Below are 25,512 nucleotides of genomic sequence, written 5' to 3'. Positions count from 1 at the left end.
AAATTTCTTCAGATAGTACAGTAACCGAAAACCATCTGCATTTAGGTGGTTTTTTGTACATTCTATTTTTTGGTATAATCCGATATAAGGAAAGAAAAGATAAAAGGCTGATAAATTTAATTAGCTTAATCGGAGGTCCATATGAAACAGCTATACATGAAGCAGAAAGTATTTAGCCTAAGCGGCAAGTTTACCGTAAAAGATCAGCAGGAGAATGATGTGTATGTGGTCGAAGGCAGCTTTATGAAGATGCCGAAGACGTTCACCTTACTGAATACAGAACGAGATGAAATCGCTGTGATTACGAAGAAAATGTTTAGCTTTCTACCGAAGTTTTTAGTAGAAGTTGATGGTCAAGAGGTATTGACCATCAAAAAAGAGTTTACGTTCTTTAAAGCAAAATATTCAATTGATGCCGCAGGAATTGAAGTGCAAGGTAACTGGTGGGATATGAATTTCCAAGTGCTGCAGAACGGCGAAGTGATCGGTCAGGTGAAGAAGGAATGGTTTACTTGGGGGGACAGCTATAAGGTTGATATTTTGAAAGAAGAGATGGAGCCTGTGATGATTGCGCTCGTTGTTGCAATTGATTGTGTGAAGGCTGATGAAGCAGCGTCTAGGTCTTCGTCGTCGACTACGATGAATAATTAATTGGAGGGTTAAAAGATTGGCCAATCTCACCCGCATTTTAAGATTAAGAGATGCAGAAATATGGGCGTATGAATTTCTCGATAATCAAGACATCATCATTTATTTCTCCATTACAGATGTAAATAGAAAAGCAACCATTCACGATAATCCGCTAGCTACCCAAGAAGAATTGGATGAAAGAGATAATTACCTTTCAATTGATGTGCATAGTAATTTGGATCTTAAAAAAATGCTTGAAGAAGATACATTTGATGATGTTATCACTGAGATTTCTTTTTTAGTAGAACATATGCATGATTTTCACAATGCTCATGTTTTTATGAAAATGCATGTTCATGACAACATCGATTTAACTGATTTTCAGTTAGAGGAAGATGAAGATTTGCATGGTGATGAAAAAGAACAGCTCTATACATTTCAACGTTTATGGATTCAGCAGACTTGCTTTCAAATGATAGAACACCATTTAAATCGAAAAATCAAAGAAATATCTAACAGTAGATTTTGCCAAGATCTAAAATGAGCTTGTGAGGTGAGCAAACTGATCACATTCCAATACAAAGTATTTCTAACAGCCGTCGAATGCGGCAGTTTTACAAGAGCCGGGGAGAAGCTTGGGCTGACGCAGTCTGGGGTGAGTCATAATATTGCGAAGCTTGAGTCGGAATTAGGGGTTGTGCTGCTTCGGCGGAATCGAAACGGGCTGTCGTTAACGGACGCAGGTGAGCGGGTGATGCCGCATATTCGGCAAATCATGCATCATGCAGCATTGCTTGAGCAGGAGGCGGCGCTGATTCAAGGGATGGAAGTAGGGAGCATCAAGATTGGGACATTTCCCAGTTTTTCTTCAAATGTCCTTCCGCGCCTCATTCATCGTTTTACGCAAAGCTATCCGCATATTAAGCTGGAGTTATATGAAGGCGGTTATGAGGAGATTGAGGAATGGATTGCTTCAGGCACGGTTGATGTTGGATTTTTAACGCAGTCATCGAGGGAATTCGAGACCATTCCACTTTTTCAAGATGAATTGGTGGTGCTCATACAAGAGAATCATCGTTTCAATACGAAGAAAGTGATTGAAGTGGACTCGCTACAGGATGAATCCTTTATCATGCCGAAAGCGGGCTGTGACATACTCGTCAAAAAGCTGTTAAAAGAAAGCGGCGGTGTGAAGCCCCATGTTTTATTTGAAATTGGAGACAACAATACGCTCATTTCTATGGTTCAAGAAGGGCTTGGGGTCACGATCATTCCGACATTAATTTTGCCGCCGCACATACCTCATACGAAAATCATTCCACTTGAGACGAGTGTATATCGTGAGGTTAACCTGGCGTTTAAATCATTCAAAGCAGCTTCCCCATCGGCCAAAAGATGGATCAAAGCAGTCAAAGATCATTTTAAATAGGATCAGCTTGAACGAGATGTCTCCCATTCAAGCTGATCGTTTATAGAGTCAACACGCCGCGAATGGTAATGACAGCTGCGCCTGCCACTTTGATCACTGGCTGTGATTCATTCGGAATGACTGTGATCGTAAGCATACCTGGTCTGCCGATGGTATCTCCTTGAGCAATGCTCAGGTGAGTGGGGTTCTGTTGAGAAATAATGTTTTCTAAGTAGAGAAAACCAGCCAATGCCCCGTTCGCTGCCCCCGTCACAGGATCTTCGGGTATCCCAATCCCAGGCGCAAAATCCCTCGTATAAAGATCACATTCTTTTGAGGTGTGAAATGTATAAAGGTGGGTCGTCGAGATGCCATGCTCTTTATTCATTTTAGCTAAAGCCGTTAAGTTTGGAGACGCTTGATCAATGTCCTGCTGATGCTTCATCGGAACGAGAAGGTGCCAGTTTCCGGTGTTTGCTAATTTGATAGGATAGGATGGATCGATGCGGTCACTGCTCACACCAAGCAAGTCACTAAGCTCTTCTACATCGATGGCAAAATCTCTCGTCTTCGGGGTTATCTGCGTCATTTCCACATCAACAATTTCTCCATTTTCTTCGTGCCATACAACGGGCACATTGCCAATCTTTGTTTCTAACACGACCCCTGATGTCTCTTTCGCCAGCCCTAGCTCAGTCGCCATAAGCCAAGTCAATCCAACAGTCGCATGACCGCAAAAATTAACTTCCTCTGTCGGCGTAAAGTATTTGACCCGATAATCAGCTTCTTGATCATGTGCAGGCAGCAAAAAGACGGATTCCGCTAAATTCAACTCCTTGGCGATTCTCTGCATGTCTTCCTCTGTTAAAAACTCACCATCCAATACGACTCCAGCGGCGTTTCCTCCAAATGTCTCAGTTGTAAACGCATCAACATGATACACTCTAATGTCTCTCATCTAACGAACCCTCCTATACATTTTTGTTACGTTTATCATAAGTTTGTTTGATGCATTCGTAAAATGAATCTTTTTGATGTTTTACATTGGGAATGTTCATGTAAGAGAGAAGAGTTCACTGTATCTATTAATTTAGTATATATAAGTCTTTAGTCACTGTATTAACCCTTGTACCTATATCGAATGAAATGTATAATATTTGTATATAAAAACATTAATAGGAAAAGTGAGGATATATTTATGAAAATGGTCCTGAAATTAGTAGCTTCTATTCTATGTGTGATGATGTTGAGTTTTCATATACAAGAAAGGGTAAGCGCAGTAGAGAGTGGAACAATCACAACGGTTGATCGCTATCAATATGGTGATAATTATCTGACAGGTAAAACAGCGCCAAACGCAATCGTTGCATTCGTAGATTGGGGTGTTCCGAGTAACTGGAAATCTAAATATATGCACTATGCAAAAGCAGATAGTAACGGAAACTTTAAGTTGTTTTCTTTGAACCTTAGTTCAGGCCAAACAATGGAATTAGATACGTATGACCAAAATGGGACAATGCTGTCTTCAAACAAAGTGTATGTTTTCAAGGAATCTTTTAGCTCATTAGATCCGATCTATGATACTTCTCAAGAATTAACTGGAAAAACAGTGAAGAACACAAAAGTAGAGGTCATGAAAGATGGCAAAGTAATTGCCTCAGGCACATTCAATAATGCCATTCATTTAAAGCTGCCTGCACTCAATGCAGGGACATTCCTAACAGTGAAAATGACGACTGGCAGCAATATCGACGTTTACAAAAAAATTGTGAATCCTAAGAAAATCTCACTTATTCCTACGACAAAATGGTCTAAATCAGTGAAAGGCCAAACGGGAATTCCTTATGCAAAGATCGTCTTTAAAAATCAAAAATCAAATGACATCATTCAATCGATGATTGCAGATGGTGATGGCAATTTTGAATTGAGTGTGGACAAAAACACAATAAAATCATTAGATCAAAGTAAATTTCAAGTGATGGAACCCTCTTATGATAATGCTTTGCATGAGACCATTTTTCAACTGAGATCAACCGCTCCGACTATTGATCCATTTACGCAGCTTTCAGCTTCAGTGGGTGGGACCGCAACTCCTAAAAGTATGATCAATATTTTAGATGGAGAAGGAAGAGTCATTGGGGAAGGTCAGACAGACTCTAATGGGTACTATGATGTCCCTGTTTCTAAATTAATCGGTGGTGACTTAATTACAGTCAAGTCGTTCATGGCTGATAATCCGAATGAAACGAATCAATCTCAGGAAGATGTACAGAAAGTTTTTGTGGAAGAAATCGATGATGCAAGTGATACCATTAATGGCGTCAGTACCTTTGGTCAGCAAGCTGTTGTTGAGGTGCAATCTGATTCAGCGAATAACACAATAAAAGCAATGTCGAGACTCAGCACGAGCACAGCGAAAAAGAAATACGGACCATTCTCCATTACGCCGGGCAAAGATTTCAAATTGAAAACGGGAAAATTACAACAAGGGTCTAAAGTAACGATCACGTTGTTAAGCGGAAATAGAAAGGTCGCCCTGCCAGCCTTGACCGTCAAAAAAATCGTCACATCACCACTTCTAGCATCTCAAGTAAAGGTGGCGAACAATAAAGGGAAAAACGATACGGTGACGATAAAAGGAATCAAAAAGCAATCAGTCATCAAAGTTTTTAAACAATCTTCTGGCGGTAAAGCGATTGCCCAACAGGCTGCATCTAGTTCGAACCTGACGATTTCCTTGAAGCAACTGGGACAAACAAGTGGAACGCTTTATATCAGTATGAAAGAACCTGGTTTAAAAGAGGGAAATCGAGTACCAATTCGTTATCAGGGTGAGAAATCAGATGCTTTAAAAACGAACCAAGTCAAAATCAACAATCTTAAAAATAAAAATGACGTCGTCACAGTGAGTAAGATGAAGAAAAAAGATGTGATCAAAGTCTACTCAACAAGCGGAAAATTACTAGCCACATCAAAACCGGCTAACAGTTCGTCCATCAAATTGTCCATCAAACAAGTAGGAACTAAGAGCGGTAAAGTGTATGTCACGCGCAGCAGCGATAAGATGCTGGAAAGTGGAAAGCAAGCCATTTCTTTTAAAGGCGAGCCATCTGCTGTATTAAAAAGCAATCAAATCAACATCGTGAACAACAAGAAGAAAAAAGATGTAATCACTTTCAGTAAATTAACGAAGCAGGATGTTGTCAAAATCTATCAACCTTCAGGAAAGCTTATTGGAAAATCAGCGGCTTCAAAAGGCAAGGTTGTGAAAGTTACTTTCAAACAACTAGGTGCGAAGGGAGGAAAACTCTACTTCACTGTCACTGGAAAAGGCATGTCGGAAAGTAGTAAGACGGTAAAGACATTTAAGGCTGAAAAGTAGAGTTGTTTCATCATTGAGAATCTTAAAATCGTCATTCATTTCTAGGGTGACGATTTTATTCCTAAGAACCACATGATATAAATTCCAATGATAGGAGAGTGGTTTATAATGAAAAAAACAAAGTATTTGATTCTAATCGCTGTCATCTTTTGCTGCAGTATGTGGTCCACTGCTGTTCACGCTCAATCCGGATATTTCAACACATATACAACGTATTCTGCAATGTCAGGTTCTGGTTTCTACACTTCGATGCAAGGAATGGCTGTAGACCGGAATAATAATATGATCTATGCTGCAAAAATCAACACATCAAACCACTTGACGCAATTGTACGCTATAAAAATGAGCGGCTCATCAAGCAATAGAACGGTTAAGCTGCTTAAAAACTCTGACACCAATAGTACGAGTAATGACTTAGGTCATGCCAATGACTTGGCAGTGAAAGCCGAAAAAGGTGATGATCAAGTTAGCTTATATGTAGCGCCAATGACCGATGGCGTAAAGTATGTAAAAAAGATAGTGAAGCTACGCGTGAACACGAAGAATAATACGTACAAAGTGGCTAAATCTTATGTCCTTCAGTACAATGGGGCGGATTTATCTATTAGCGGCATTACCTATTCTGTGGGAACGGATAAGTTTATTGTCAGGTCTGGTAATCGCTTTTTTATTGGGAATTTTAATGACCAAAAAGGACAATTTGAGTATGAAGCCACGTTTACATTAAATTATAAGGAAGCCATTGTAAATCAATCAGTGGTTGATGCTTCGAAGTACATTCTTCAAGGTATTTCTTTCTACCAAGGAACCTTATATGTACCGTTATTTAAAACAGATACCAACGGAGGGGCTTCTAATGTAAGTGTTATTCTTACATATCCGTTAAATATCAATCAAATGTTGAAAGAGCAAAAGGAAACACCTGTAAAAGATTTTTCAAAAGAATTGTTTACGAGAAAAGACCTTTCTTTCCGAATTACGAGCAGCGCATTTACTCTTTTTGAAATAGAAGCTGTTGATTTTGATGATGGCACGTTATATTTTAATACAAATCGCGCGAAGACAGGAACAGAGGAAGATATGATAGCAACGTTCAATGAGTATAACTATTACAAATAAATGTTTATTTTCAAAAAGCCCCTCAGGCTCGAGGGGCTTTTTCCATACCATCACCCATAATAATTATTCGCTTGAATAAAAAATTGGGACTGCATGTAGTTATACGTAATTTTCGAGAAGTCGAAGGGCTGGCCGTTTGTGAGGTGAAAGACGGTCTCGACGCGGAGGGCGGGATCATCTTGTTTGAGGCCGAGGTGTGCCGCTTCGGTTTTATTCAATTTGCCTACTTGTAAGTACATATCGGAAAAACCGACTTTGAGCCCCAAAGCTTCACTGATGAACTTAAAAACAGAATCAGCGGCAATTTCTGTGTTGAGATAGGGAATGATGGTTTTTCGGTAATAGGATTCTTCTAAACATAAGGTTTGTCCATTGATGTAACGAATGCGTTTCAGGTAAAAAACATCCTCTTCTTGTTCAATGTTCAAATTAAGCGCAGCTTCTTCGGACGGCTTGATGGTGTCCAGCATTAACACCTCTGATGCCAGTTGAAATTCCTCTAAATCTTTTTTAAATCCTTGGTTGGATAAAAGACTGATGTAGCCCTTGCGGCGGTGTCTTCGAACAAAGATGCCGCTGCCCCTCACTTGATAGACTATTCCTTTTCTTTCGAGTAAGTCTAAGGATTTGATAATTGTACTTTTGCTCACAGCAAATTGGCTCATAAGTGTTTCAAGTACAGGAAGCTTATCCCCTTGCTGCAGCTCATGGGTGACAATATATTTTTCAATATCATTCGCAATTAGTTGATACTTTAACATAGCCATTCCTCTTTGTTTCCACGATTTATTGTTCCTGTATTATAGCACATACCGATTTTCCTTTGATATGTTAACTTGAATTATATATGTATTGATAAATTGTACCGGTATAATTATAATGAAGAAGAAATGATGTTTCGATGAACAATGAAGAAACAATTACTGCACACCTTGCAGGGAAAGTGCTCCCGTTATCTGAAGTGCCGGATGCCGTATTCAGCTCGGGGATGATGGATAAAGGGTTTGCGATGGGACTGCGTTCAGAATTCGGTGTGGAGTTACTTGTTGATGACATTTGATCAAGAAGCCATTGAAAGCAAAGGATTAAAAACAATCACACCAGTCATCATCACCAACACACAAGCATACGAAGATGTGATTGTAGAGAAACTGAGATATGTCAGCCAACGGATGTCATGATAACTATTGTGAAATAGGAGGAATAAATAATGACTTTACCAAAAGATTTTCTATGGGGCGGCGCATTAGCTGCACATCAATTTGAAGGTGGATGGAATGAAGCAGGAAAAGGTCCAAGTGTTGTAGATGTGATGACAGCAGGTGCTCATGGAGTACCGAGACAAATAACTGAAACGATAGAAAAAGATAAATTTTATCCGAACCATGAAGCGATCGATTTCTACCATCATTATAAGGAAGATATCGCAATGTTTGCTGAAATGGGCTTAAAATGCTTACGTACATCAATCGGCTGGAGCAGAATTTTCCCTAAAGGGGATGAAGCGGAACCGAATGAAGCAGGCTTACAATTTTATGATGATGTATTTGATGAACTGCTCAAGCATGGCATCGAGCCTGTAATCACGCTGTCTCACTTTGAGATGCCGCTTCATTTAGCAAGAGAGTACGGCGGGTTCCGCAGCCGAAAAGTCGCCGAGTATTTCGCGAAATTCGCAGAAGTATGCTTCAATCGATACAAGGATAAGGTCACTTACTGGATGACATTTAATGAAATCAATAACAAAATGGATGTCAACAACCCATTGTTCCTTTGGACAAATTCGGGGGTGTCAGTCAAAGAAGGCGAAAATGCCAAAGAAGTGATGTATCAAGCAGGACATCATGAATTACTTGCAAGTGCATGGGCAGTAGCCAAAGGAAAAGAAATCAATCCTGCTTTTCAAATTGGAGCCATGGTGTCTCACGTGCCCATCTATCCATATTCCTCAAACCCTGAGGATGTCATGCTTGCTGAAGAATATATGAGACAACGTTATTTCTTCCCAGATGTACAGGTTCGCGGCTACTATCCGAGCTATGCATTAAAAGAATTCGAACGCGAAGGCTATCATATTCCGTTTGAAGAAGGCGATGAAGAAAGCTTAAGAAAAGGGAAAGTGGATTATCTTGGCTTTAGCTACTACATGTCGACAGCGGTTAAAAGTGATGTGGTGTCTGACAACAACGGAGATATTGTCAATGGAGCACTGCCGCATGGTGTAGATAACCCTTATATCAAATCAAGTGACTGGGGCTGGTCGATTGACCCGACAGGCTTAAGATATACATTGAATCGTTTTTACGATCGCTATCAAATCCCGCTATTCATCGTCGAGAATGGATTTGGTGCCATTGATCAAGTGGAAGAAGACGGTTCTATTCACGATCCAGAACGAATTCAATATCTCGCTTCTCATATCGAGGCGCTGAAAAAGGCAATAGAATACGACGGTGTTGACCTCATCGGCTACACACCTTGGGGGATCATTGATATCGTGTCATTCACAACAGGCGAAATGAAAAAACGCTACGGCATGATCTACGTTGACCGTGATAACGAAGGGAACGGCTCAATGAAGCGCCTCAAAAAAGATTCGTTTACTTGGTATCAAAACGTTATTGCAACGAACGGTGAAGAAGTGTAAAGAAAAATAATAGAGAGCCGAATGAGCATCATATCGCTTGTTCGGTTTTTTTGTGTGCTAACTCCATGAATGCAAATAGCTATTAACACCCCAATAGAAAAACCTGCCAAGGTTGAATTGAGTTCTGATATACTCTATGAAGTCATCCAGACTCTCCGATAATTAATAGTCGGTGTAGTTGCTCTGTTCCTCAAAAAACTTCAAAAACTCTTTCGTCGCAGCTGATAAGTAGCTGTTTGATCTCCAAACCAATGAAGGATCAGAAATCCATGGATCATCTTGAATGGAGATCTTTTTAAATTCCTTCGTAAGTCGATGATTTACCATAGATAAAGGTAATATTGTCGCCCCAAATCCTTTTCTTACTAAACTTAATAACATAGCAGAGTCGTGACATTCACATAATATATTGGGCGTTAATTCCAACTGTTGAAATGTATCAACAATTTGATCAAATAATCCCACTCCTTCTGTTGGACGGAGTAATACAAGCGGAATGTCAGAAAGTGTTTGTATGCTGATTTCTTTTTCATCTATCTTATATTCTTTAGGGACAACTAATACACAAGGATCTGTATACAAACTTTTCACTTTAATATCTTTTTTAGGAAAAGGTCCTCCTGTAATCGCAACATCAATTTGCCGATTATTCAATAATGTCATTAAGTGAGCAGAGTTTCCTTCCCAAATATTAAATTTAACATGAGAATGCTTTTTTCGAAATTCAGTAAGAGCAGAAAGTAAAATCGGTGCACAATAGATAGTAGAACCAATTGAAAGTGTTCCGCTTATTTCCTCACTAAATTCTTTAATTTCATGAATAGCATCCTCCATGCTATAAACTATTTTCCTAGCCTTTTTTAAAAAGAGTTCTCCCTGAGCGGTCAGCGTGACTTTCTTCTTTTTATTCCTTTCAAATAAAACAACACCTAATTCATCCTCCATCATTTTTAATTGCCTGCTAAGTGGTGGCTGAGCCATGTGCAGGTATTCTGCAGCTTTAGAGATAGTCCCTTGTTCTGCAATCGCTATAAAATATCGTAGTTGTCGAATATCCATATTTCTTCTCCTGTCTTTTTTATACTTTATAAGTATTATATATAAATAATATGAATATTATCAATATAATAAATTGGGTAGTATACTTTATCTAGAGATATGAATCATTAAATATTAAAGAAGGTGAAGCATATATGAAGATTATTGTTGGAATGTCTGGTGCGACAGGAGCCATCTTTGGAATTCGTCTTCTAGAAATTCTCAAACACACAGATATTGAAACTCATTTGGTCATGTCTTCATGGGCAGCGGCAACCATAAATGTTGAGACATCTTACACGGTGAAGGATGTTGAAGAATTAGCTGATTTCACATATTCATATAAGGATTTAGGTGCGAAAATTTCAAGCGGATCCTTTAGAGTAGATGGAATGATTGTTGCTCCTTGTAGTATGAAAACTCTTGCATCAATTCGAATGGGGCTGGCAGACAATCTTGTTACACGTGCTGCTGATGTCATTTTAAAAGAGAGAAAAAAATTGTTACTGATGACCCGTGAAACACCTCTTAATGATATTCATCTTGAAAATATGTTGGCTTTATCAAGAATGGGATCTATCATTTTCCCTCCAATGCCTGCTTTTTATAATCACCCTCAACAGATTGATGATATTGTTAACCACATTGTTTACAGAGCCTTAGATCAGTTTGGTATTCAATTATCAGAAGCTAAGAGATGGGACGGTATTAAAAAAGCGAAGTAATCTAATCATAAGATGGTTTTGAGAGGCAAGAAAATTTACTTTTTCAATCAGGTTCGTCCTAAAAGGACGAACCTTTTTTATTAGATTCCCATTTTAAACATCATTTCGGCTAAATGTGATACCTTTAAGGTATATTTTAAATATTTAATAGATATTTTTAATATCATAAAATGGGGCGTACAATAGTGATGTAAGGGAAAACACATCACATAAAAATTGCTGAATAGGAGGATTTCCCATGTCCTATAGAGATTTAAGAGAGTTTCTAGATTTACTAGAATCAGAAAATCAACTAGTTCGTATTAAGGATGAAGTAATGCCTGAACCAGATTTAAGCGCGATTGGCCGTTCTGCCCCGGATATGGAGAATGCACCAGCTGTTCTTGTAGAAAAAGTGAAAGGGTATAACACACCTGTTGTCCTAAATGTACACGGTTCATGGCAAAATCATGCCTTGATGCTTAACATGGACAAGAACACACCAGTTAAAGAACAGTTTTTCGAATTAGAAAGAATTTGGGATAGATATCCGATTAAACCTGTTTGGGTAGATAAAAAAGATGCACCAGTTAAAGAAGTTGTAATTGAGGAAGATATCAATTTATTTGATGTGCTGCCACTGTTTCGTATTAATGAATTCGATGCGGGCTTTTATCTTTCTAAAGCTCTTGTGGTTAGTAAGGATCCAAATAAGCCTGAAAGCTATGAGGAACAAAATGCCGGAACTTACCGTATTCAAGTAAAGGGTAAAGATAAAGTAGGAATTCAGCCACTTCCATTTCACGATATAGCGGTTCATCTAAAACATGCAGAAGAAAAAAATGAACCTTTACCAATTGCCATTTGCTTAGGTAACGATCCTGTCTTGAGCTTTATGGCGAGTACACCGATTGAATATGCTCAATCCGAATATGATTTTGCCGGAGCTTTAAAAGGAGAAGCAATTGAATTAACGAAAAGTGAGCAAGGTCAATTAGATATTCCAGCGAGAAGTGAGGTTGTTCTAGAGGGATACATTATGCCTCGTGAAAGAGAAATAGAAGGCCCATTTGGCGAATTTCCTGGAAGTTATTCAGGAGCACGTTTGCAGCCGATTGTAAAAATCACTAAAATCACTCACCGTCAAAATCCAATTTTCGAAAACTTATACTTAGGTATGCCATGGACGGAAATTGATTATTTAATGGCTTTAAATACAAGTTTACCATTGTATAAACAGTTAAAGCGTGACTTCCCAGAAGTTGAGGCAGTAAACGCAATGTATACACACGGTATAGGAACTATTGTATCGACAAAATCTCGTTTAGGTGGATACGGTAAGGCGGTTGCGATGAGGCTATTATCAACTCCTCACGGAATGCCTTATACGAAAATAGCGATTATCGTAGATGAATTCGTTGATCCGTTTAATTTAGAACAAGTGATGTGGGCATTAACAACTCGGGTACGTCCAGACAAAGATGTGTTCAAAATTCCATATGCGCCTGGAATGCCATTAGATCCATCTTCTGACCCTGCTGGTATGCACACAAAGCTAGTCATTGATGCGACAACTCCAATTGCACCTGATATTGCCCGAGATACTGAACTTTTGGCTACGCCAGAAAAAGCAGAAGAATGGTCTGCCATTCTCCGTGATTTAATAAAAAAGGGAGGAAATAAATAATGAAGTGTCCGAGATGTGAATCTGAAAAAGTAAGCTTATTAACAAAGTCTCCGGTTAAGGATGCTTGGGAAGTATATATTTGCGATACTTGTACCCTATCTTGGAGAAATACAGAAGGTCCTAATATCACAGACCCAGAAAAATATGATAAACGTTTCAAGTTGGATGCAACTAAATTTAAAGAGTTAGATCAAATTCCTCCAATCCCAAAGTTAATAGATTAATGTAAAAATAAGAAGATCTCTATATACCGCTTAGAGATCTTCTTATTTAGTAAAAAAAGTAACGATAGATTGTCTAATGAATCTTGGCTCAGTATCGTCTAATAGGTGAAGATAAGGAGGTGTTAGCATGTGTAAAACGGAATTGTCTCCTGAGGTATTTGAATTCTTGAATGGAAAAGAGCTGTCAGATAAACAGCATGAAGCTATGATGTTAATGACTGTAGGAGAGGATGGCTGGCCACATAATGCGATGATTAGTGTGGGGGAAATTGTTGCATTAGACTGCCAAGAATTAAGAATTGGTTTATGGCCAAATACAACGACTACATCCAATATCATTCGTACACAGAAAGCGACTTTGGTAATGGTATGTCAAGGAAAGGTTCACTATATTAGACTGTTTTTGAAAAGGCTAGATAAGACGCCTGACAGCCATTATGTAAGAGAAAGATTCTCTGCTCAGGTTGTTTTAGCTAGGGAAGATGTAGCAAAATATGCACAAATAATCTCCGGCATCAACATCGACTTATTCAATGAGAAAGAAGTCATTGAACGCTGGGAACAAACAGTGAAAGAAATGAAAGAATAAGTAAAAGGGATGGCTTAGTTAAGCCCATCCCTTTTTTCTCTTAGAAAGGATATTTTCTTGGTTGATTTTGTACAGAAACCCATTGGACTCTGGTGAATTCTTCTAGAGCCCATTGGCCCCCAAAGCGACCAATTCCAGAAGCCTTTTCCCCGCCAAATGGCGCCAGGCTATCATCATTTACGCTTTGATCATTCACATGAGCCATTCCGCTTTCAATGCGTCTTGCTAATGTAATCCCTTTTTCAATATTCTCTGTAAAGATACCAGCGCTTAAACCATATTCACTGTCGTTTGCGATATGGATTGCTTCTTCCTCATTGTCAAAAGGAATGATAGAAACAACTGGACCAAATATCTCACTGCGTGCAATATTCATGTCGTTATTGACATCTGCAAATACAAACGGTGTGATCAGATTTCCTTCTCTTTTTCCTTCTAATACTAATTTGGCACCTTCATTTTTTCCTTCTTCAATGATCGACATGACATGATCAGCTTGTTTCTCATTAATTAGAGGCCCAATCACTACAGAAGGGTCTACGGGGTTCCCACATTTTAATGAAGCTGCTCTTGCAGTGTACTTTTCAATAAAGGTATCATAAAGATTACGATGAACGAGAATGCGGTTAATAATCATACAAATTTGCCCTTGGTGTAAAAATTTACCGAAAATTGCAGCGTTTATCGCTTGGTCAATGTCTGCGTCTTCCAATACAATAAACGGATTGTTTCCACCAAGCTCTAAGGCTGTTCGTTTCAGGTTTTTCCCCGCAATTGAACCAATATGACGCCCAACGCCAGTTGAACCTGTAAAAGAGATGATTTTTGGAATTGGATGTTCGATAAATGAGTCTCCAATTTCTTTTGTATTGGTCAGGATTAAGTTGAAAACCCCTTTTGGCAGACCAGCGTCTTCAAACGCTTTTGCAATGATGACACCACCTGATAATGCTGTTTGCATATCTGGTTTGTGTACAACTGAATTTCCTGTAGCAATTGCAACAGCAATAGAGCGCATAGATAAGTGAAGAGGAAAATTAAATGAACTTATAATACCAGCTACCCCTATAGGTGCTCGATAGACATAATTTGTTTTGTTTTCTATTAAAGCAGGAAGCTCTGATCTCTCTTCTAGTTGGTGTGGATAATCCATTGATTGCTTCAAAACATTCATGGTAGCTTCGAGTTCAATATTGGCTTTCACGAAGGAACTCCCTGCTTCTTTACAGAGCGTTTCTACTATGTCGTCCTTATGTTTTTCAAAGAACTGATATGCTTTTTCAAGCACGCTCACCTTTTTAGAAGCTGATACTTTTCCCCAATGTTCTTGAGCTTCTTTTGCAGCTTGATAGGCTGCGTGAATATCCTCTTCTGAAGCTATATTTACTTCAGCAATGACCTCTGAAGTATAAGGGTTATAAACTTTCTGAATTTTATTTGATGAACCTTTTCTCCATTGTCCATCAATATATTGATTTATTTTTTTTGCGAATAAATCCACAATGATTCCCCCTTGTGTCTATCAATTTCAGCCATTATTTAATTATAATGATGATATATTAAGAGGGGAAATATCTATTTTGTATAAAGAAAATACCTATTAAGTATCTTATTCCTCGAACTTTAATAGGCTAGGATGAACAAAAGAACCTTCCAGAGTGGAAGGTTCTTGATTATCATGTTCAGCTAATTTTCACAATCGGTTTTAAAACGGCACCAGATTTCGAATCAGCAAAGGCTTGGTTGATATCTTCGAATTCATAAAATTTCACTAGCTTATCAAATGGGAACAACCCTTTTTTATAGAAATCAATAAGCTTCGGAATGAATAACTTAGGAACTGCATCGCCTTCAATTACACCCATTAATGTCTTACCTTCAGCCATGATATCATTATGGACATCAAACTCCATTTTTGGTGTGACTCCAACAACTGCGGACACACCTAGCGGCTTTAGAGCATGTAATGATTGACGAACAACAGGTGGTACACCCGTTGTTTCAACAGCATAATTAGTTCCACCGTTTGTTATTTTTTTAATTTCTTGTACAGCATCTACTTTTGCTCCATTAAAGACATCTGTAGCACCTAATTCCTTGGCAAGTGCTAATCGGTTTTCATGTACATCTATCGCAATGATTTGTTTACAGCCTGCAATTTTCGCAGCCATGATGGCACTTAATCCGACTGCTCCACAGCCATATACAGCAATTGTCGAACCAAATTCAGGTTTTAATTTATTTAAAACGGTTCCACTTCCTGTTTGGATTCCACAACCTAATGGTCCAAGAAGAGCCAAATCAACATCTTTCTCTACTTGAACGACATTTCGTTCGTTAACAACTGCATATGTGGCAAATGAAGATTGTCCAAAGAAAGTAGAAACAGCATGATTGTGTTTGTGTATTCTGTTTGTATGATCTTCCATCTTGCCATCAAAATTTAGTTCATTGAACCGCATACAGCTAGTAGGATGTGCAGCTAAACAGTTTTCACATTCTCCACAAGAAGCAAATGATAAGACAACGTGATCTCCTTCTTTAACGGACTTAACACCATCTCCGACAGCTTCTACAATTCCAGCTCCTTCGTGGCCTAAAACTACAGGGAAGGGTGATAATCCCATATCGCGAGCCACAGCATCTGTATGACAAACTCCAGTTGCTACCACTTTAATTAATACTTCATTACTTTTTGGGTTTTCTAGCTTTAGTTGTTCAAATACAAAATCTTCACCTTGTTTTTCAATGACAGCCGCCTTGATTTCCATCAAAAATCCCCCTTTTATGAACTCTTCTTATGTGAATTAAGAAATCAGAGAAATTATATGCTGTAACTGTTTAGATTACAAGTGATTGATTTTCGGTTAATTAACAAGAAGAGGGTGACGATGAAAGCGTGGTAAGGGTTGTACCCGTTTGAGAAAAAAGTCCTAATTTGAACAAATGGATTGTTTTATTAGATAATTCTTGTGATGATAGTATAAAAAAACAAGGATTGTTAAGTTGATTTTTATGAATAACAACAGAAAAACAAAAATCGAAACCTTAAAAAGAAAAAGCAGAAGAAAGCACTTAATGAACGAATTGAGCTACATGACACTTCCAGAACACCCCTTTTTAGATAGCGAGGAAAATCAATTGTTTTGTCAGAAGGTGTTTGCTTTCCTTTATGCAAGAGAAAATAAGCTTCAAATACATGGGGATAACTATCGAGAACATATAAAAAAGTCTACACAAATGTTAAAGGAATTGGTCAAGAATGCAGAACGTTATCCCAAAGAAGCTAGAATCATGTTTTTTCGAGAGCATGAAATTGAAGCTCTTTTAGTAAACGTGAACGAAGTGTTTAGCCATTTAAACCAGCTTCTTGAGCAAACGAAATTTTTAAGTGGATATGGAGATTTTATGTTAGTCACAGAGGATCTTCAATTTGGATTATGCATTGAACGGACGGAATATTTTTATGAGTTAAGTACTTGGGGGCTTTGAGTTTAGACGGTCTTTATTTGAAAGAGCATACCATTTATCTTCAATAGGTACGATTAGATGATATAACAGTGCTCTTTGATCTATATTTAATCAATTTATTATTGTTTTTCGAGAAAAAACATTGCTTTTGTGAAGATAATTAATTACTATAAAGATATTAACATGTTAAAAGCGGTTTCATGAAACGATGAAAAGTTAAAAATAGAATAATGCGTACATTCAATAAGGCGTGTTACTGTTCGGCAGGCAAGACCTAGATTGGATGGGATATCTGTATTTGTATATTCCCACCCAATCCAGGTCTTTTTTTGTTGCCTGAGCGCCTATAATCAAAAATGAAAGCGGTGACTTTAATGAACCATAAAGACTTAGCTCAAGACATTCTTAAACATATTGGTGGAAGTGAAAACGTTCAAAACTCCATCCACTGTATGACGAGATTAAGGCTGACTTTAAAAGACTCCTCACTCGCAAACTCTGAAGAAATTAGCCGCCTTGATGGCGTCATTCAAGTAGCAGATACAGCAGGTCAGTATCAAGTTGTTATTGGCAATGATGTTGGCTATGTATATAAAGAGTTTGCAAAACTGATTGAACAAAATCCGGAAGCAAGCGGACAGATTGTACAGAACAAAGATCATAGCTTAAAAGGATATTTCAATCGTTTTGCCAACTTGATCACCGGCATTTTTGCGCCGATTATCCCTGCAATTGCCGGGGCAGGGATGTTAAAGGCTTTACTGATTTTATTGCCGATGCTGAATTTGATGAAAGAAGACAGCCAAACCTATTTGGTATTGAAAATCATCTCAGATGCAGCATTCTTCTTCCTACCTATTTTGTTAGCCTATACAAGCTCACAAAAATTTGGTACAAACCCTATGGTATCGATGGCTTTGGCAGGGGTACTGCTGCATCCTAACTTAACAGCCCTGTTTAGCAGCGGGGATCCAGTTGTCTTTGCGGGTATTCCACTGAAAGCTGTTTCTTATGGCTCATCGGTCATTCCGATTATACTCATTGTCTGGCTGATGTCTTATGTAGAAAAGCTGGCAGATAAATTATCACCGGGACCGGTCAAAATTTTTATGGTTCCTTTAATCACAATGATCATTGTTGCTCCGATTGGCTTACTGTTTTTAGGGCCGCTTGGTATGTACCTTGGTGCAGGTTTAGCCGCAGGGGTCTTATGGATTCAGCAAACGGCAGGATGGGCTGCCGTTGCCATTTTAGCCGTTTTCTTACCTTTTATCGTCATGTTTGGGATGCAGAAGGTGTTCTATCCAGTTGTTATCGCGTCCCTTGCTTCACCAGGGTACGACGCTCTCATCGGGGTGGCTATGCTAGCGGCGAACTTTGCGCAAGGTGGAGGTGCTTTGGCTGTTTCATTTAAAACAAAAGATCCTAAATTAAAACAAATTGCCATGTCCGGAGGAATCTCTGCTTTATTTGGGATAACAGAACCTGCATTATACGGCGTTCATTTAAAACTTAAGAAAACATTACTCGCATGTATGATTGGAGCAGGAGTTTCAGGTATTTTTGTTGGATTGATTAAGCTAAAGGCGTTTGTCATGGTTTCACCTGGTATCGCAACAATGCCGATTTTCATTGAAAAAGGGACTTCAAACTTTACGTTTGCCATTATTGGTGCAGTCATGGCAGCGGTCATCGCGTTTATTGCTGTTTACATCATCGGCTTTAAAGATGCAGAAACTGAAGTCATTCAGAAGAACAGCGAGCCTGTCTCCACATCAGAAAGCACAAGAAATCGCGAAATCATTTATGCACCGATTAAAGGAGACATCATTCCTTTAGCAAAAGTGAATGATAAAGTATTCTCTGAAGAAGTGATGGGGAAAGGGGCAGCGATTCAACCTAGTGAAGGGAAAGTATTTGCTCCTTTTGATGGACAAGTAGAAATGATTTTCCATACAAATCATGCCATTGGTTTAAAATCCAACCTTGGTGTGGAAGTTCTGATTCATATTGGTATTGATACCGTGAACTTAAATGGACATTATTTTACTTCACATGTTCAAAAAGGTGATACAGTGAAACAAGGTCAACTTCTGATTGAATTTGATCAACAGAATATACAAGAGGCTGGTTATGATACAACAACACCAGTCATTATTACAAATACAGCTGATTATTTAGAAATCTTACCCCAAGAGGGAAAAACGAATTCTGTTTCTGGACATCAGCAGCCACTTTTAACTGTCTTATAAATCGATTTTGAATGTAACCGGGAAGGTGATATGGTATGGAAATTATAAAAGTGCTGAATACCAGTGTGGTTCTCGCTAAAAGAGATGACGGTAAGGAAATCATCGTAATGGGTAAGGCGATTGGGTTTAAAAATAAGCCAGGCAGTCTTATTCAAGAGTCTGATATTCAAAAGATTTATGTGCTAGAAGATCAAAGCACGTCTAATGATTTAGCTGAGCTTATGAGGGAGACCCCAGAGGAATTTTTAATCATGACAGATGAGATTATATCCTATGCGAAGCGCCGTTTATCTACACACCTAAATGAGCATCTTTATATTTCTTTAACCGATCACCTTTTTATGGCTACGAAGCGCTTTAAGGAAAATTTAACAATACAAAATCGCCTGCTGTGGGAAGTAAAGAAATTTTACCCCGAAGAATTCAGTATTGGTATGCATGCACTAGAGCTGATTGAAAAACAATTAGGCATTCAGCTGCCTGAAGAAGAAGCGGCGAATATTGCATTTCATTTAGTAAATGCACAGCAGACCAAAGATAATTTGAATCAAATTGTGATGATGACCAATATGGTCAAAGACATTTTAAATATTATCAAAATGCATTATAAGATCGAGATTCCAACAGATACGATTAATTATTCTAGGTTTTTAACACATTTACAGTTCTTTGTTCAACGTTTACTTGAGAACAAAATGCTCAAAACAGATGATCACGATCTAATCGATCAAATCATGAGGAAATACCCTGAAGAAGTAAAATGTGTGGAGAAAATCGAGAAATATATTAAAACAAATGTGGATTACACGATATCTAGTGACGAAAAAATGTATTTAATTATTCACGTCAATCGAGTGGTTCAAAGAAATAACGCATAGTCTTGAGGAGGAAGAAACATGTCTAATCAAATCAGGAAATTTCCAGAAGGATTTTTATGGGGAGGCGCTATCGCAGCAAACCAAGCAGAAGGTGCATGGAATGTAGATGGAAAAGGGCTATCCACTGCTGATGTGGCGATCTTTAAAAAAGGTCTCAGTAAATCTGACTATAAAAAGCACAATAAAGTGGATGAAGAACAAATTCAGCAAGCGATGCGTGCAAATACCGCTGAAGGTTACCCGAAACGAAGAGGTGTCGACTTTTATCATCGCTATCCTGAAGACATGGCGCTGTTCAAAGAAATGGGATTGAAGACGTTACGTGTTTCGATTGCATGGACACGTATTTTTCCAAACGGTGATGAAGAAGAGCCAAATGAAGCGGGATTATTATTTTACGACCGCCTATTCGATGAAATGAAGAAACATGATATCGAACCACTTGTTACGTTATCTCATTATGAAATGCCGTTATATTTAGTGAATCAATATGGAGGATGGTCTCATCGCATTGTTGTTGATTTCTTTGTGAAATTTAGTCGAGTGGTATTTGATCGATACAAAGATAAAGTCAAGTATTGGCTGACTTTCAATGAAATTGATAGTATTGTTCGACATCCATTTACAAGTGGTGGAATCGTTTCAGAGCGCTTTGACAATGTAGAGCAGGCTGTTTATCAAGCGCTGCACCATCAATTTGTTGCAAGTGCTTTGGCAGTTAAATATTGTCATGAAATGATCCCAGGGGCAAAAATAGGGTGTATGCTGACGAAATTAACAACATATCCGTATTCCTGTAATCCAAAAGATGTTCTAAAGGCATCAAAGAACAATCAGTTCAATATGTTCTTCACAGATGTACAAGTGCGCGGTGAGTATCCGCGTTTTATCAATCGACTGTTTAAAGAAAAGAACATTCACATTGAGAAACAGCTGGGAGATGACGAGTTATTAAAGGTGCATACGGTTGATTTCATTTCATTCAGTTACTACAATTCGTTAGTTGCTACTGAAAATAGTGAAGGGATGGAAACTGTAAGCGGCAATACAATAGGTGGAGTGAAAAATCCTTATTTAGAAGTGAGTGAATGGGGTTGGCAGATCGATCCGATTGGAATTCGTATCTCTTTAAATGACTTATACGATCGCTATCAACTACCACTTTTTATAGTTGAGAATGGATTGGGTGCATACGATAAGGTGGAAGATGGAAAGATAAATGATGATTATCGTATAAGCTATCATGAGCAGCATTTCCAGCAGATGCTGGAAGCTATTGAGGATGGAGTCGAATTAATGGGTTACACCAGCTGGGGAATTCTTGATTTAATTAGTTACTCGTCATCTGAAATGGAAAAGCGATATGGTTTTATCCATGTTGATCAAGATAACGATGGAAACGGAACGTTGAATCGGACACCTAAAAAAAGCTTTTACTGGTATCAAGAAGTCATTCGTCAAAATGGGTTGAAAATAAATGATGAACCGAATGGAGATACTTTTTAAGGAGTGGCGGATGGCCGCTCCTTTTTCTACCGATGGTGTTATACGCTTGATTGATGAATTTCCCTCTAATTTAAGCAATTCACTATCATTACCTTTCACATTCATATAAAATAAGACTTAGTGAAAAATTTAAGAAATGCTTGATAAATGAAGGGCATGTTAGCTGTGGACTACATGACATGATGTGATGTTTGAACGTGAAGGATGCGAAGTTGTTCCTCCTCACACATGAAATTTTGTAAGCGTGACCATGATTTGTCACTTCATTGCGATAGTGTTGAGGGGTGTGTCAGGATGAGGAATCCGTATGTGAGAACGGCTTCTAGTCTTTATATCAATTATTTTTTATTAGGTATGGTCAATATTATATTGGCTTCAAATATGCCATTTTTAATCAAACAGTTAGATACCAATAGTGCGGGAATTAGCTATATGATTTCGGCGCTTGGTATTGGCAGGGTGCTCACATATGGTTTATCAGGTGTGCTGTCAGATCGTTTTGGGAGAAAGCCGGTCATTTTGGTTTCGGGTGTGCTGATGGCGGTGTTCCTCATTGGCATCCCATTGTCTCCGAATTATCAAATTGCCTTTGCGTTTGCGATTTTGGCAGGGGTCGCGAATTCAGCGATGGATGCAGGAACATATCCAGCGTTAATGGAGGTTTTTCCACAAAGCTCGGGATCTGCGAATGTGATGGTGAAGGCCTTCATTTCGATTGGGGCAACCATTTTGCCACTGGGGATTTTCTTTTTAGCAGAGCATGATTTATTTTATGGAATGGCATTTTTTGTTCCTGCTCTCATCTATCTTGTGAATGTCTTGATGCTGTGGACCTTGCCATTTCCAAATCATCGCAAGGTGGAGCAAGTCCAGGTAACAGAGCATAACGGACTCCCGCGCTTCACTACAGAGCCGACGTTTTGGAGAGAAGGGGTTGCACTCGTAGTGATCAGTTTTACGTCAAATGGGCTGTACGCATTGCCGCAAATTTGGCTTCCGACATACGGTGAGACCATATTGGGAATGGCATCGGGCAGTGCTGTAAAATTGCTCAGTTACTATAGCATGGGCGGGCTGCTGTCTGTCCTGCTGCTTGCATTTCTTTTGCGCCGTTTTGTTCGTCCAGTCACTGTGCTGCTGATCTATCCAATCATTACACTTGTTTCTATTTGTGTGCTATTGGTTGTGAAATCTCCAGTCATCGGAACTGTCAATGCCTTTGTTTTGGGATTTTCAACAGCAGGAGTCTTTCAGCTGACGTTAACTGTGATGGCTGAATTCTTCTGGAAGAACAAAGGAACGATGACAGGGATTATTTCCACAGCCGGTGGGGTGGCGGCTATCGTCATCCCAGTCGTAACAGGTTTAATTGAAACGCACTTATCCATTTTACAAATCTTTATGTTCGATGGAGTGGTGGCTGTTGCCGCCATTATCGGTGCGCTGTATATCCTGTATCGATACCACCGAATCATGGTACATGATTAAAAAAAAGACGACTTCCACTCAGGAAGTCGTCTTTCTTTTGTTTTAGAATCGGTCATTTTCAAAAAGAATTTGTTTCACTTGATCAATTGGCATATCTTCACCAGTGAAGAGTTTGTAAGCAAGGGCACCTTGCCATAGCATCATGCCAAGACCGTTAATCGTTTTGGCACCAGCTTCTTCTGCTTGCGCAAGAAGTTTTGTTTTTTGCGGGTTGTAGACGACATCTGTCACGATTAAGTCTTTACGTAATACATCAAGTGTATCGTCAATAATGCTTAGCTCATCTAATGGTTTCATGCCAAGGCTTGTCCCGTTTGCTAAGATGGCACTTTCAGCTACTTCACGACGGAAAGCGTCTTTGTCTTCAAGTGGGAAAATGTTTGCTTTGACACCGAAGGATTTCATTTCGTTGTTGATGTAATTTACATTTTCTTCTGCTTGAACAAAGTATTGATCATTACGAGCAAAAATACTAATTTCACGAATGCCTGACTGTGCAAGCTGAATGGCAATCGGTGTTGCAGCGCCGCCAGAGCCAACGAGTGTGACCTTCTGACCAGCTAATTCAACGCCATGTTCAATCAAGTTTCTCACATATCCAAGACCATCTGTGTTGTAACCGATGAGCTTGCCATCTTTGTTCACAACAGTGTTACTTGCACGTGTATGTTTTGCAGAATCATCTAGTTCATCTAAGTAATCCAGTACTTTCATTTTGTGTGGCATAGAGATGTTAAATCCAGCTGCACCCATTGCTTTCAAACCGTTTACGGCTGCTTCTAGTCCTTCACTCCCTAAATCAAATGCGAGGTAAGCATAGTTGATACCTGTTAGTGTATAGCCAAGGTTATGCATACGTGGTGAAAGGCTGTGCCCGATTGGTGTTGCAAGAAGACCGACTAATTTTGTTTTACCATCAATATTACGTTCATGTATGTTTGTCATGATTGACATCTCCTTTAATTATCTAAATAATTTTTTCATGCGTCCAAGAACAAAGACTGCTAACAATACGCTAATGACCGCAATGATCATATCGAAAAATAATGTCATTTTAATATCGTACGTGCTGACCAATCCACTTGTAATGAGCGGTACGAGAATAAACGCCGAGCTTGCGGCAATGTTGACATAGGATGAAGCCGTTGCTTTGTTTGTTGGGAACAATTTCATCATAATGCTCATCGCAAGCTGGAAGATCCCTGCTGTAAATAATCCTAAGAAAAACGTGCTGACAATGACAATGCTGTACGTTTCGATTTGGAATAATGAAAGCATCGCAAGGAACGCACCAATAGGATAAATAATGGCCACCATAATCGGTGAAATAAATTTATCTAAGACGATCGATAGCAAGAGAACAGATACTAGTGCTCCAATACTAAAATAAGATAGAAGCTGCGTAGCTTGTTCTGTGCCAAGTCCGATTAATTTTAACCCGAGCTGTGGAAGCCATGTCTGCCATACGACAAACAATGCAGTAGACGTGAATCCCATAAGTACAACAGCTAAGCCTTCGCCAAGCATTTTTGGTTCTTCCTTGAACTGTGCCTCTACTGGAAGAGCGTCTTGTGAAGAAACTTGCTTATGGTTCGGGAATGGCATAAAGATCAAGTAGATCCCTACAAGTAAATAAAGAAGCCCTAGTCCAAAGAACGCCCAGCCCCAGAAGATGTCATGTGCCACTAGGTACGCCAAGATAAATGGAAGAACAGTCGCACCAATAGATACAGACGCTTTCACTAAAACAGAAGCTGAACTTGCTTTTTTCGGAAATGATTCTGTCAAAGCAGGATAAGTTCCCGAATCAAGCAGTGAGTTTGCAATCCCTGCTGAAATCGCAAAGATAAATGCCAGTGTATAACTTGTTGTCGTTGGAATACCAATTAAGAATAATAAGTAGAGAAAGTTTCCTGTAATAATGACAGGCTTACGTCCCCAGCTGTCGGCTAACCGGCCGGAGAAAAAGAGAGCAATTAGTTTACCAATTCCGATTGCCGATACAAGCAGGCTGATTTTCGGAATATCTACATGGTAGCGTTCAGATAAGCTGTCCATGTTGGACGCCACAATAATATTGATCATGCCAAGCATGAAGTAGTTTAAATACATGCCAAGTGACGATTTAATATAAGGATTTTTCATATTCCCACTCCTATATTTGAAACCCCTTTAAGGTCAAATTTGTATACCCTCTGTTAGTGTTTCCTTAAAAATAAATAATATGAAGCCCATCACAACACCCCTTATGTGATTGATGAAAAGATCATGAATATATTCATCTGTTGTTTAAATAAGTACATCGTTCTACTAAAAATTAAAAAATAATAACAGACTTGATTAGGAAGTGAACCTTCATGATTTGATCGGAATCATTTGAAATCAATTTTGTCCGTTTTTTAATAGAAGTAACGTTAGGATGAAATAGGTATAACGATATACTAAAAGAAGCAACGAGATAAATATACTCCTGTGTTTCAAATGTGTCA

The 25,512-nt window shown here is 38.8% G+C and carries 24 protein-coding genes; 17 read left to right on the top strand and 7 right to left on the bottom strand.

All coding sequences use genetic code 11. The features are described 5' to 3' along the window. Positions 1-141: 141 nt before the first annotated feature. From AKG37_RS11260 to AKG37_RS11250, 3 genes are read left to right on the top strand one after another with little or no spacing between them, the layout of a single operon-like run. On the top strand, positions 142-651 hold the full coding sequence (locus AKG37_RS11260) for an LURP-one-related/scramblase family protein (protein WP_060698891.1): 510 nt from the start codon (positions 142-144) through the stop codon (positions 649-651). Between the two features lie 16 nt (positions 652-667). Further along, on the top strand, positions 668-1,174 hold the full coding sequence (locus tag AKG37_RS11255; RefSeq protein ID WP_060698890.1) for a hypothetical protein: 507 nt from the start codon (positions 668-670) through the stop codon (positions 1,172-1,174). A gap of 9 nt (positions 1,175-1,183) precedes the next feature. Continuing rightward, entirely contained in the window at positions 1,184-2,059 is an 876-nt protein-coding gene (locus AKG37_RS11250) for a LysR family transcriptional regulator (RefSeq protein WP_239686112.1), read from the top strand. Positions 2,060-2,099: 40 nt separating this feature from the next. On the opposite strand, the gene AKG37_RS11245 is transcribed toward AKG37_RS11250, so the two are convergent. Beyond that, positions 2,100-2,996 (bottom strand): PhzF family phenazine biosynthesis protein, encoded by an 897-nt coding sequence (locus tag AKG37_RS11245; RefSeq protein ID WP_060698889.1) that lies wholly within the window; start codon positions 2,994-2,996, stop codon positions 2,100-2,102. 240 nt (positions 2,997-3,236) lie between these two features. Between AKG37_RS11245 and AKG37_RS11240 the strand changes: the two genes are divergently transcribed. Both AKG37_RS11240 and AKG37_RS11235 read left to right on the top strand, forming a co-directional pair. Further along, on the top strand, positions 3,237-5,420 hold the full coding sequence (locus AKG37_RS11240; RefSeq protein ID WP_060698888.1) for a hypothetical protein: 2,184 nt from the start codon (positions 3,237-3,239) through the stop codon (positions 5,418-5,420). 108 nt (positions 5,421-5,528) lie between these two features. Then, the gene (locus tag AKG37_RS11235) at positions 5,529-6,539 is read left to right on the top strand and encodes a hypothetical protein (RefSeq protein WP_060698887.1); all 1,011 of its coding nucleotides are present in this window, start codon (positions 5,529-5,531) and stop codon (positions 6,537-6,539) included. Positions 6,540-6,589: 50 nt separating this feature from the next. On the opposite strand, the gene AKG37_RS11230 is transcribed toward AKG37_RS11235, so the two are convergent. Beyond that, on the bottom strand, positions 6,590-7,300 hold the full coding sequence (locus AKG37_RS11230) for a GntR family transcriptional regulator (protein ID WP_060698886.1): 711 nt from the start codon (positions 7,298-7,300) through the stop codon (positions 6,590-6,592). A gap of 140 nt (positions 7,301-7,440) precedes the next feature. Between AKG37_RS11230 and AKG37_RS19225 the strand changes: the two genes are divergently transcribed. Genes AKG37_RS19225 through bglA form a run of 3 tightly spaced genes read left to right on the top strand, consistent with a single transcriptional unit; the run spans position 7,441 to position 9,186 of the window. Then, a complete protein-coding gene (locus tag AKG37_RS19225) occupies positions 7,441-7,599 on the top strand; it encodes a PTS glucose transporter subunit IIA (RefSeq protein WP_237697726.1) in 159 nt (52 codons plus the stop codon). Further along, positions 7,589-7,720: a PTS sugar transporter subunit IIABC family protein gene (locus AKG37_RS19325; protein WP_273700893.1), complete on the top strand. Its 132-nt coding sequence runs from the start codon at positions 7,589-7,591 to the stop codon at positions 7,718-7,720. The genes AKG37_RS19225 and AKG37_RS19325 overlap by 11 nt, the downstream gene beginning before the upstream one ends. A 26-nt stretch (positions 7,721-7,746) precedes the next feature. Continuing rightward, positions 7,747-9,186, top strand: coding sequence for a 6-phospho-beta-glucosidase BglA (gene bglA, locus AKG37_RS11225; RefSeq protein WP_149865081.1), 1,440 nt, complete (start codon positions 7,747-7,749; stop codon positions 9,184-9,186). Between the two features lie 162 nt (positions 9,187-9,348). Here bglA and AKG37_RS11220 read toward each other — a convergent pair whose 3' ends face one another. Further along, positions 9,349-10,245, bottom strand: a complete 897-nt coding sequence (locus AKG37_RS11220; protein WP_060698884.1) for a LysR family transcriptional regulator — start codon at positions 10,243-10,245, stop codon at positions 9,349-9,351. A 134-nt stretch (positions 10,246-10,379) separates the two neighbouring features. Between AKG37_RS11220 and AKG37_RS11215 the strand changes: the two genes are divergently transcribed. From AKG37_RS11215 to AKG37_RS11200, 4 genes are all read left to right on the top strand, one after another. Further along, a complete protein-coding gene (locus AKG37_RS11215) occupies positions 10,380-10,949 on the top strand; it encodes a non-oxidative hydroxyarylic acid decarboxylases subunit B (protein ID WP_047202079.1) in 570 nt (189 codons plus the stop codon). Positions 10,950-11,187: 238 nt separating this feature from the next. Beyond that, complete coding sequence (locus AKG37_RS11210) at positions 11,188-12,615, top strand: non-oxidative hydroxyarylic acid decarboxylases subunit C (protein ID WP_060698883.1); 1,428 nt, start codon at positions 11,188-11,190, stop codon at positions 12,613-12,615. Beyond that, positions 12,615-12,839: a non-oxidative hydroxyarylic acid decarboxylases subunit D gene (locus tag AKG37_RS11205; RefSeq protein WP_047202077.1), complete on the top strand. Its 225-nt coding sequence runs from the start codon at positions 12,615-12,617 to the stop codon at positions 12,837-12,839. The genes AKG37_RS11210 and AKG37_RS11205 overlap by 1 nt, the downstream gene beginning before the upstream one ends. 127 nt (positions 12,840-12,966) lie before the next feature. Further along, on the top strand, positions 12,967-13,428 hold the full coding sequence (locus AKG37_RS11200) for a pyridoxamine 5'-phosphate oxidase family protein (protein WP_060698882.1): 462 nt from the start codon (positions 12,967-12,969) through the stop codon (positions 13,426-13,428). A 40-nt stretch (positions 13,429-13,468) separates the two neighbouring features. Here the strand turns inward: AKG37_RS11200 and AKG37_RS11195 are convergent, their stop codons facing one another. Together AKG37_RS11195 and AKG37_RS11190 are read right to left on the bottom strand one after the other, a co-directional pair. Continuing rightward, complete coding sequence (locus AKG37_RS11195; protein ID WP_060698881.1) at positions 13,469-14,929, bottom strand: aldehyde dehydrogenase family protein; 1,461 nt, start codon at positions 14,927-14,929, stop codon at positions 13,469-13,471. A gap of 181 nt (positions 14,930-15,110) precedes the next feature. Continuing rightward, positions 15,111-16,199 carry an NAD(P)-dependent alcohol dehydrogenase gene (locus tag AKG37_RS11190; protein ID WP_060698880.1) on the bottom strand — a complete coding sequence of 363 codons (1,089 nt, stop codon included), beginning with the start codon at positions 16,197-16,199 and terminating at the stop codon, positions 15,111-15,113. A 244-nt stretch (positions 16,200-16,443) separates the two neighbouring features. Here AKG37_RS11190 and AKG37_RS11185 point away from each other — a divergent pair, with 244 nt between their 5' ends. The 5 genes from AKG37_RS11185 to AKG37_RS11165 all read left to right on the top strand — a co-directional run bounded on the left by AKG37_RS11185 (position 16,444) and on the right by AKG37_RS11165 (position 23,023). After that, positions 16,444-16,920 carry a YxiF family protein gene (locus AKG37_RS11185; protein WP_060698983.1) on the top strand — a complete coding sequence of 159 codons (477 nt, stop codon included), beginning with the start codon at positions 16,444-16,446 and terminating at the stop codon, positions 16,918-16,920. A 353-nt stretch (positions 16,921-17,273) separates the two neighbouring features. Further along, positions 17,274-19,151, top strand: coding sequence for a beta-glucoside-specific PTS transporter subunit IIABC (locus AKG37_RS11180; RefSeq protein WP_060698879.1), 1,878 nt, complete (start codon positions 17,274-17,276; stop codon positions 19,149-19,151). Positions 19,152-19,186: 35 nt separating this feature from the next. After that, positions 19,187-20,029: a BglG family transcription antiterminator LicT gene (licT, locus tag AKG37_RS11175; RefSeq protein WP_060698878.1), complete on the top strand. Its 843-nt coding sequence runs from the start codon at positions 19,187-19,189 to the stop codon at positions 20,027-20,029. A gap of 18 nt (positions 20,030-20,047) precedes the next feature. After that, positions 20,048-21,535 carry a glycoside hydrolase family 1 protein gene (locus AKG37_RS11170; protein ID WP_060698877.1) on the top strand — a complete coding sequence of 496 codons (1,488 nt, stop codon included), beginning with the start codon at positions 20,048-20,050 and terminating at the stop codon, positions 21,533-21,535. A 294-nt stretch (positions 21,536-21,829) separates the two neighbouring features. After that, positions 21,830-23,023, top strand: coding sequence for an MFS transporter (locus AKG37_RS11165; protein WP_060698876.1), 1,194 nt, complete (start codon positions 21,830-21,832; stop codon positions 23,021-23,023). Between the two features lie 42 nt (positions 23,024-23,065). On the opposite strand, the gene AKG37_RS11160 is transcribed toward AKG37_RS11165, so the two are convergent. Further along, entirely contained in the window at positions 23,066-23,968 is a 903-nt protein-coding gene (locus AKG37_RS11160; RefSeq protein ID WP_060698875.1) for a quinate/shikimate dehydrogenase, read from the bottom strand. A gap of 18 nt (positions 23,969-23,986) precedes the next feature. Continuing rightward, positions 23,987-25,168, bottom strand: a complete 1,182-nt coding sequence (locus AKG37_RS11155) for an MFS transporter (protein WP_060698874.1) — start codon at positions 25,166-25,168, stop codon at positions 23,987-23,989. Positions 25,169-25,512 lie beyond the last annotated feature (344 nt).

This window comes from Bacillus australimaris, from assembly GCF_001307105.1.
GTDB lineage: Bacteria > Bacillota > Bacilli > Bacillales > Bacillaceae > Bacillus > Bacillus australimaris.
Note: the sequence above shows the minus strand (reverse complement) of the source record. Positions and strands in the feature narration are given on the sequence as shown.

Coding starts and splice junctions, on each gene's coding strand:
- AKG37_RS11260 (WP_060698891.1), top strand. CDS start 142: ATGAAACAGCTATACATGAAGCAGAAAGTATTTAGCCTAAGCGGCAAG.
- AKG37_RS11245 (WP_060698889.1), bottom strand. CDS start 2,996: ATGAGAGACATTAGAGTGTATCATGTTGATGCGTTTACAACTGAGACA.
- AKG37_RS11240 (WP_060698888.1), top strand. CDS start 3,237: ATGAAAATGGTCCTGAAATTAGTAGCTTCTATTCTATGTGTGATGATG.
- AKG37_RS11235 (WP_060698887.1), top strand. CDS start 5,529: ATGAAAAAAACAAAGTATTTGATTCTAATCGCTGTCATCTTTTGCTGC.
- AKG37_RS11230 (WP_060698886.1), bottom strand. CDS start 7,300: ATGTTAAAGTATCAACTAATTGCGAATGATATTGAAAAATATATTGTC.
- AKG37_RS19225 (WP_237697726.1), top strand. CDS start 7,441: ATGAACAATGAAGAAACAATTACTGCACACCTTGCAGGGAAAGTGCTC.
- AKG37_RS19325 (WP_273700893.1), top strand. CDS start 7,589: ATGACATTTGATCAAGAAGCCATTGAAAGCAAAGGATTAAAAACAATC.
- AKG37_RS11220 (WP_060698884.1), bottom strand. CDS start 10,245: ATGGATATTCGACAACTACGATATTTTATAGCGATTGCAGAACAAGGG.
- AKG37_RS11215 (WP_047202079.1), top strand. CDS start 10,380: ATGAAGATTATTGTTGGAATGTCTGGTGCGACAGGAGCCATCTTTGGA.
- AKG37_RS11210 (WP_060698883.1), top strand. CDS start 11,188: ATGTCCTATAGAGATTTAAGAGAGTTTCTAGATTTACTAGAATCAGAA.
- AKG37_RS11205 (WP_047202077.1), top strand. CDS start 12,615: ATGAAGTGTCCGAGATGTGAATCTGAAAAAGTAAGCTTATTAACAAAG.
- AKG37_RS11200 (WP_060698882.1), top strand. CDS start 12,967: ATGTGTAAAACGGAATTGTCTCCTGAGGTATTTGAATTCTTGAATGGA.
- AKG37_RS11190 (WP_060698880.1), bottom strand. CDS start 16,199: ATGGAAATCAAGGCGGCTGTCATTGAAAAACAAGGTGAAGATTTTGTA.
- AKG37_RS11185 (WP_060698983.1), top strand. CDS start 16,444: ATGAATAACAACAGAAAAACAAAAATCGAAACCTTAAAAAGAAAAAGC.
- AKG37_RS11180 (WP_060698879.1), top strand. CDS start 17,274: ATGAACCATAAAGACTTAGCTCAAGACATTCTTAAACATATTGGTGGA.
- licT (WP_060698878.1), top strand. CDS start 19,187: ATGGAAATTATAAAAGTGCTGAATACCAGTGTGGTTCTCGCTAAAAGA.
- AKG37_RS11170 (WP_060698877.1), top strand. CDS start 20,048: ATGTCTAATCAAATCAGGAAATTTCCAGAAGGATTTTTATGGGGAGGC.
- AKG37_RS11165 (WP_060698876.1), top strand. CDS start 21,830: ATGAGGAATCCGTATGTGAGAACGGCTTCTAGTCTTTATATCAATTAT.
- AKG37_RS11160 (WP_060698875.1), bottom strand. CDS start 23,968: ATGACAAACATACATGAACGTAATATTGATGGTAAAACAAAATTAGTC.
- AKG37_RS11155 (WP_060698874.1), bottom strand. CDS start 25,168: ATGAAAAATCCTTATATTAAATCGTCACTTGGCATGTATTTAAACTAC.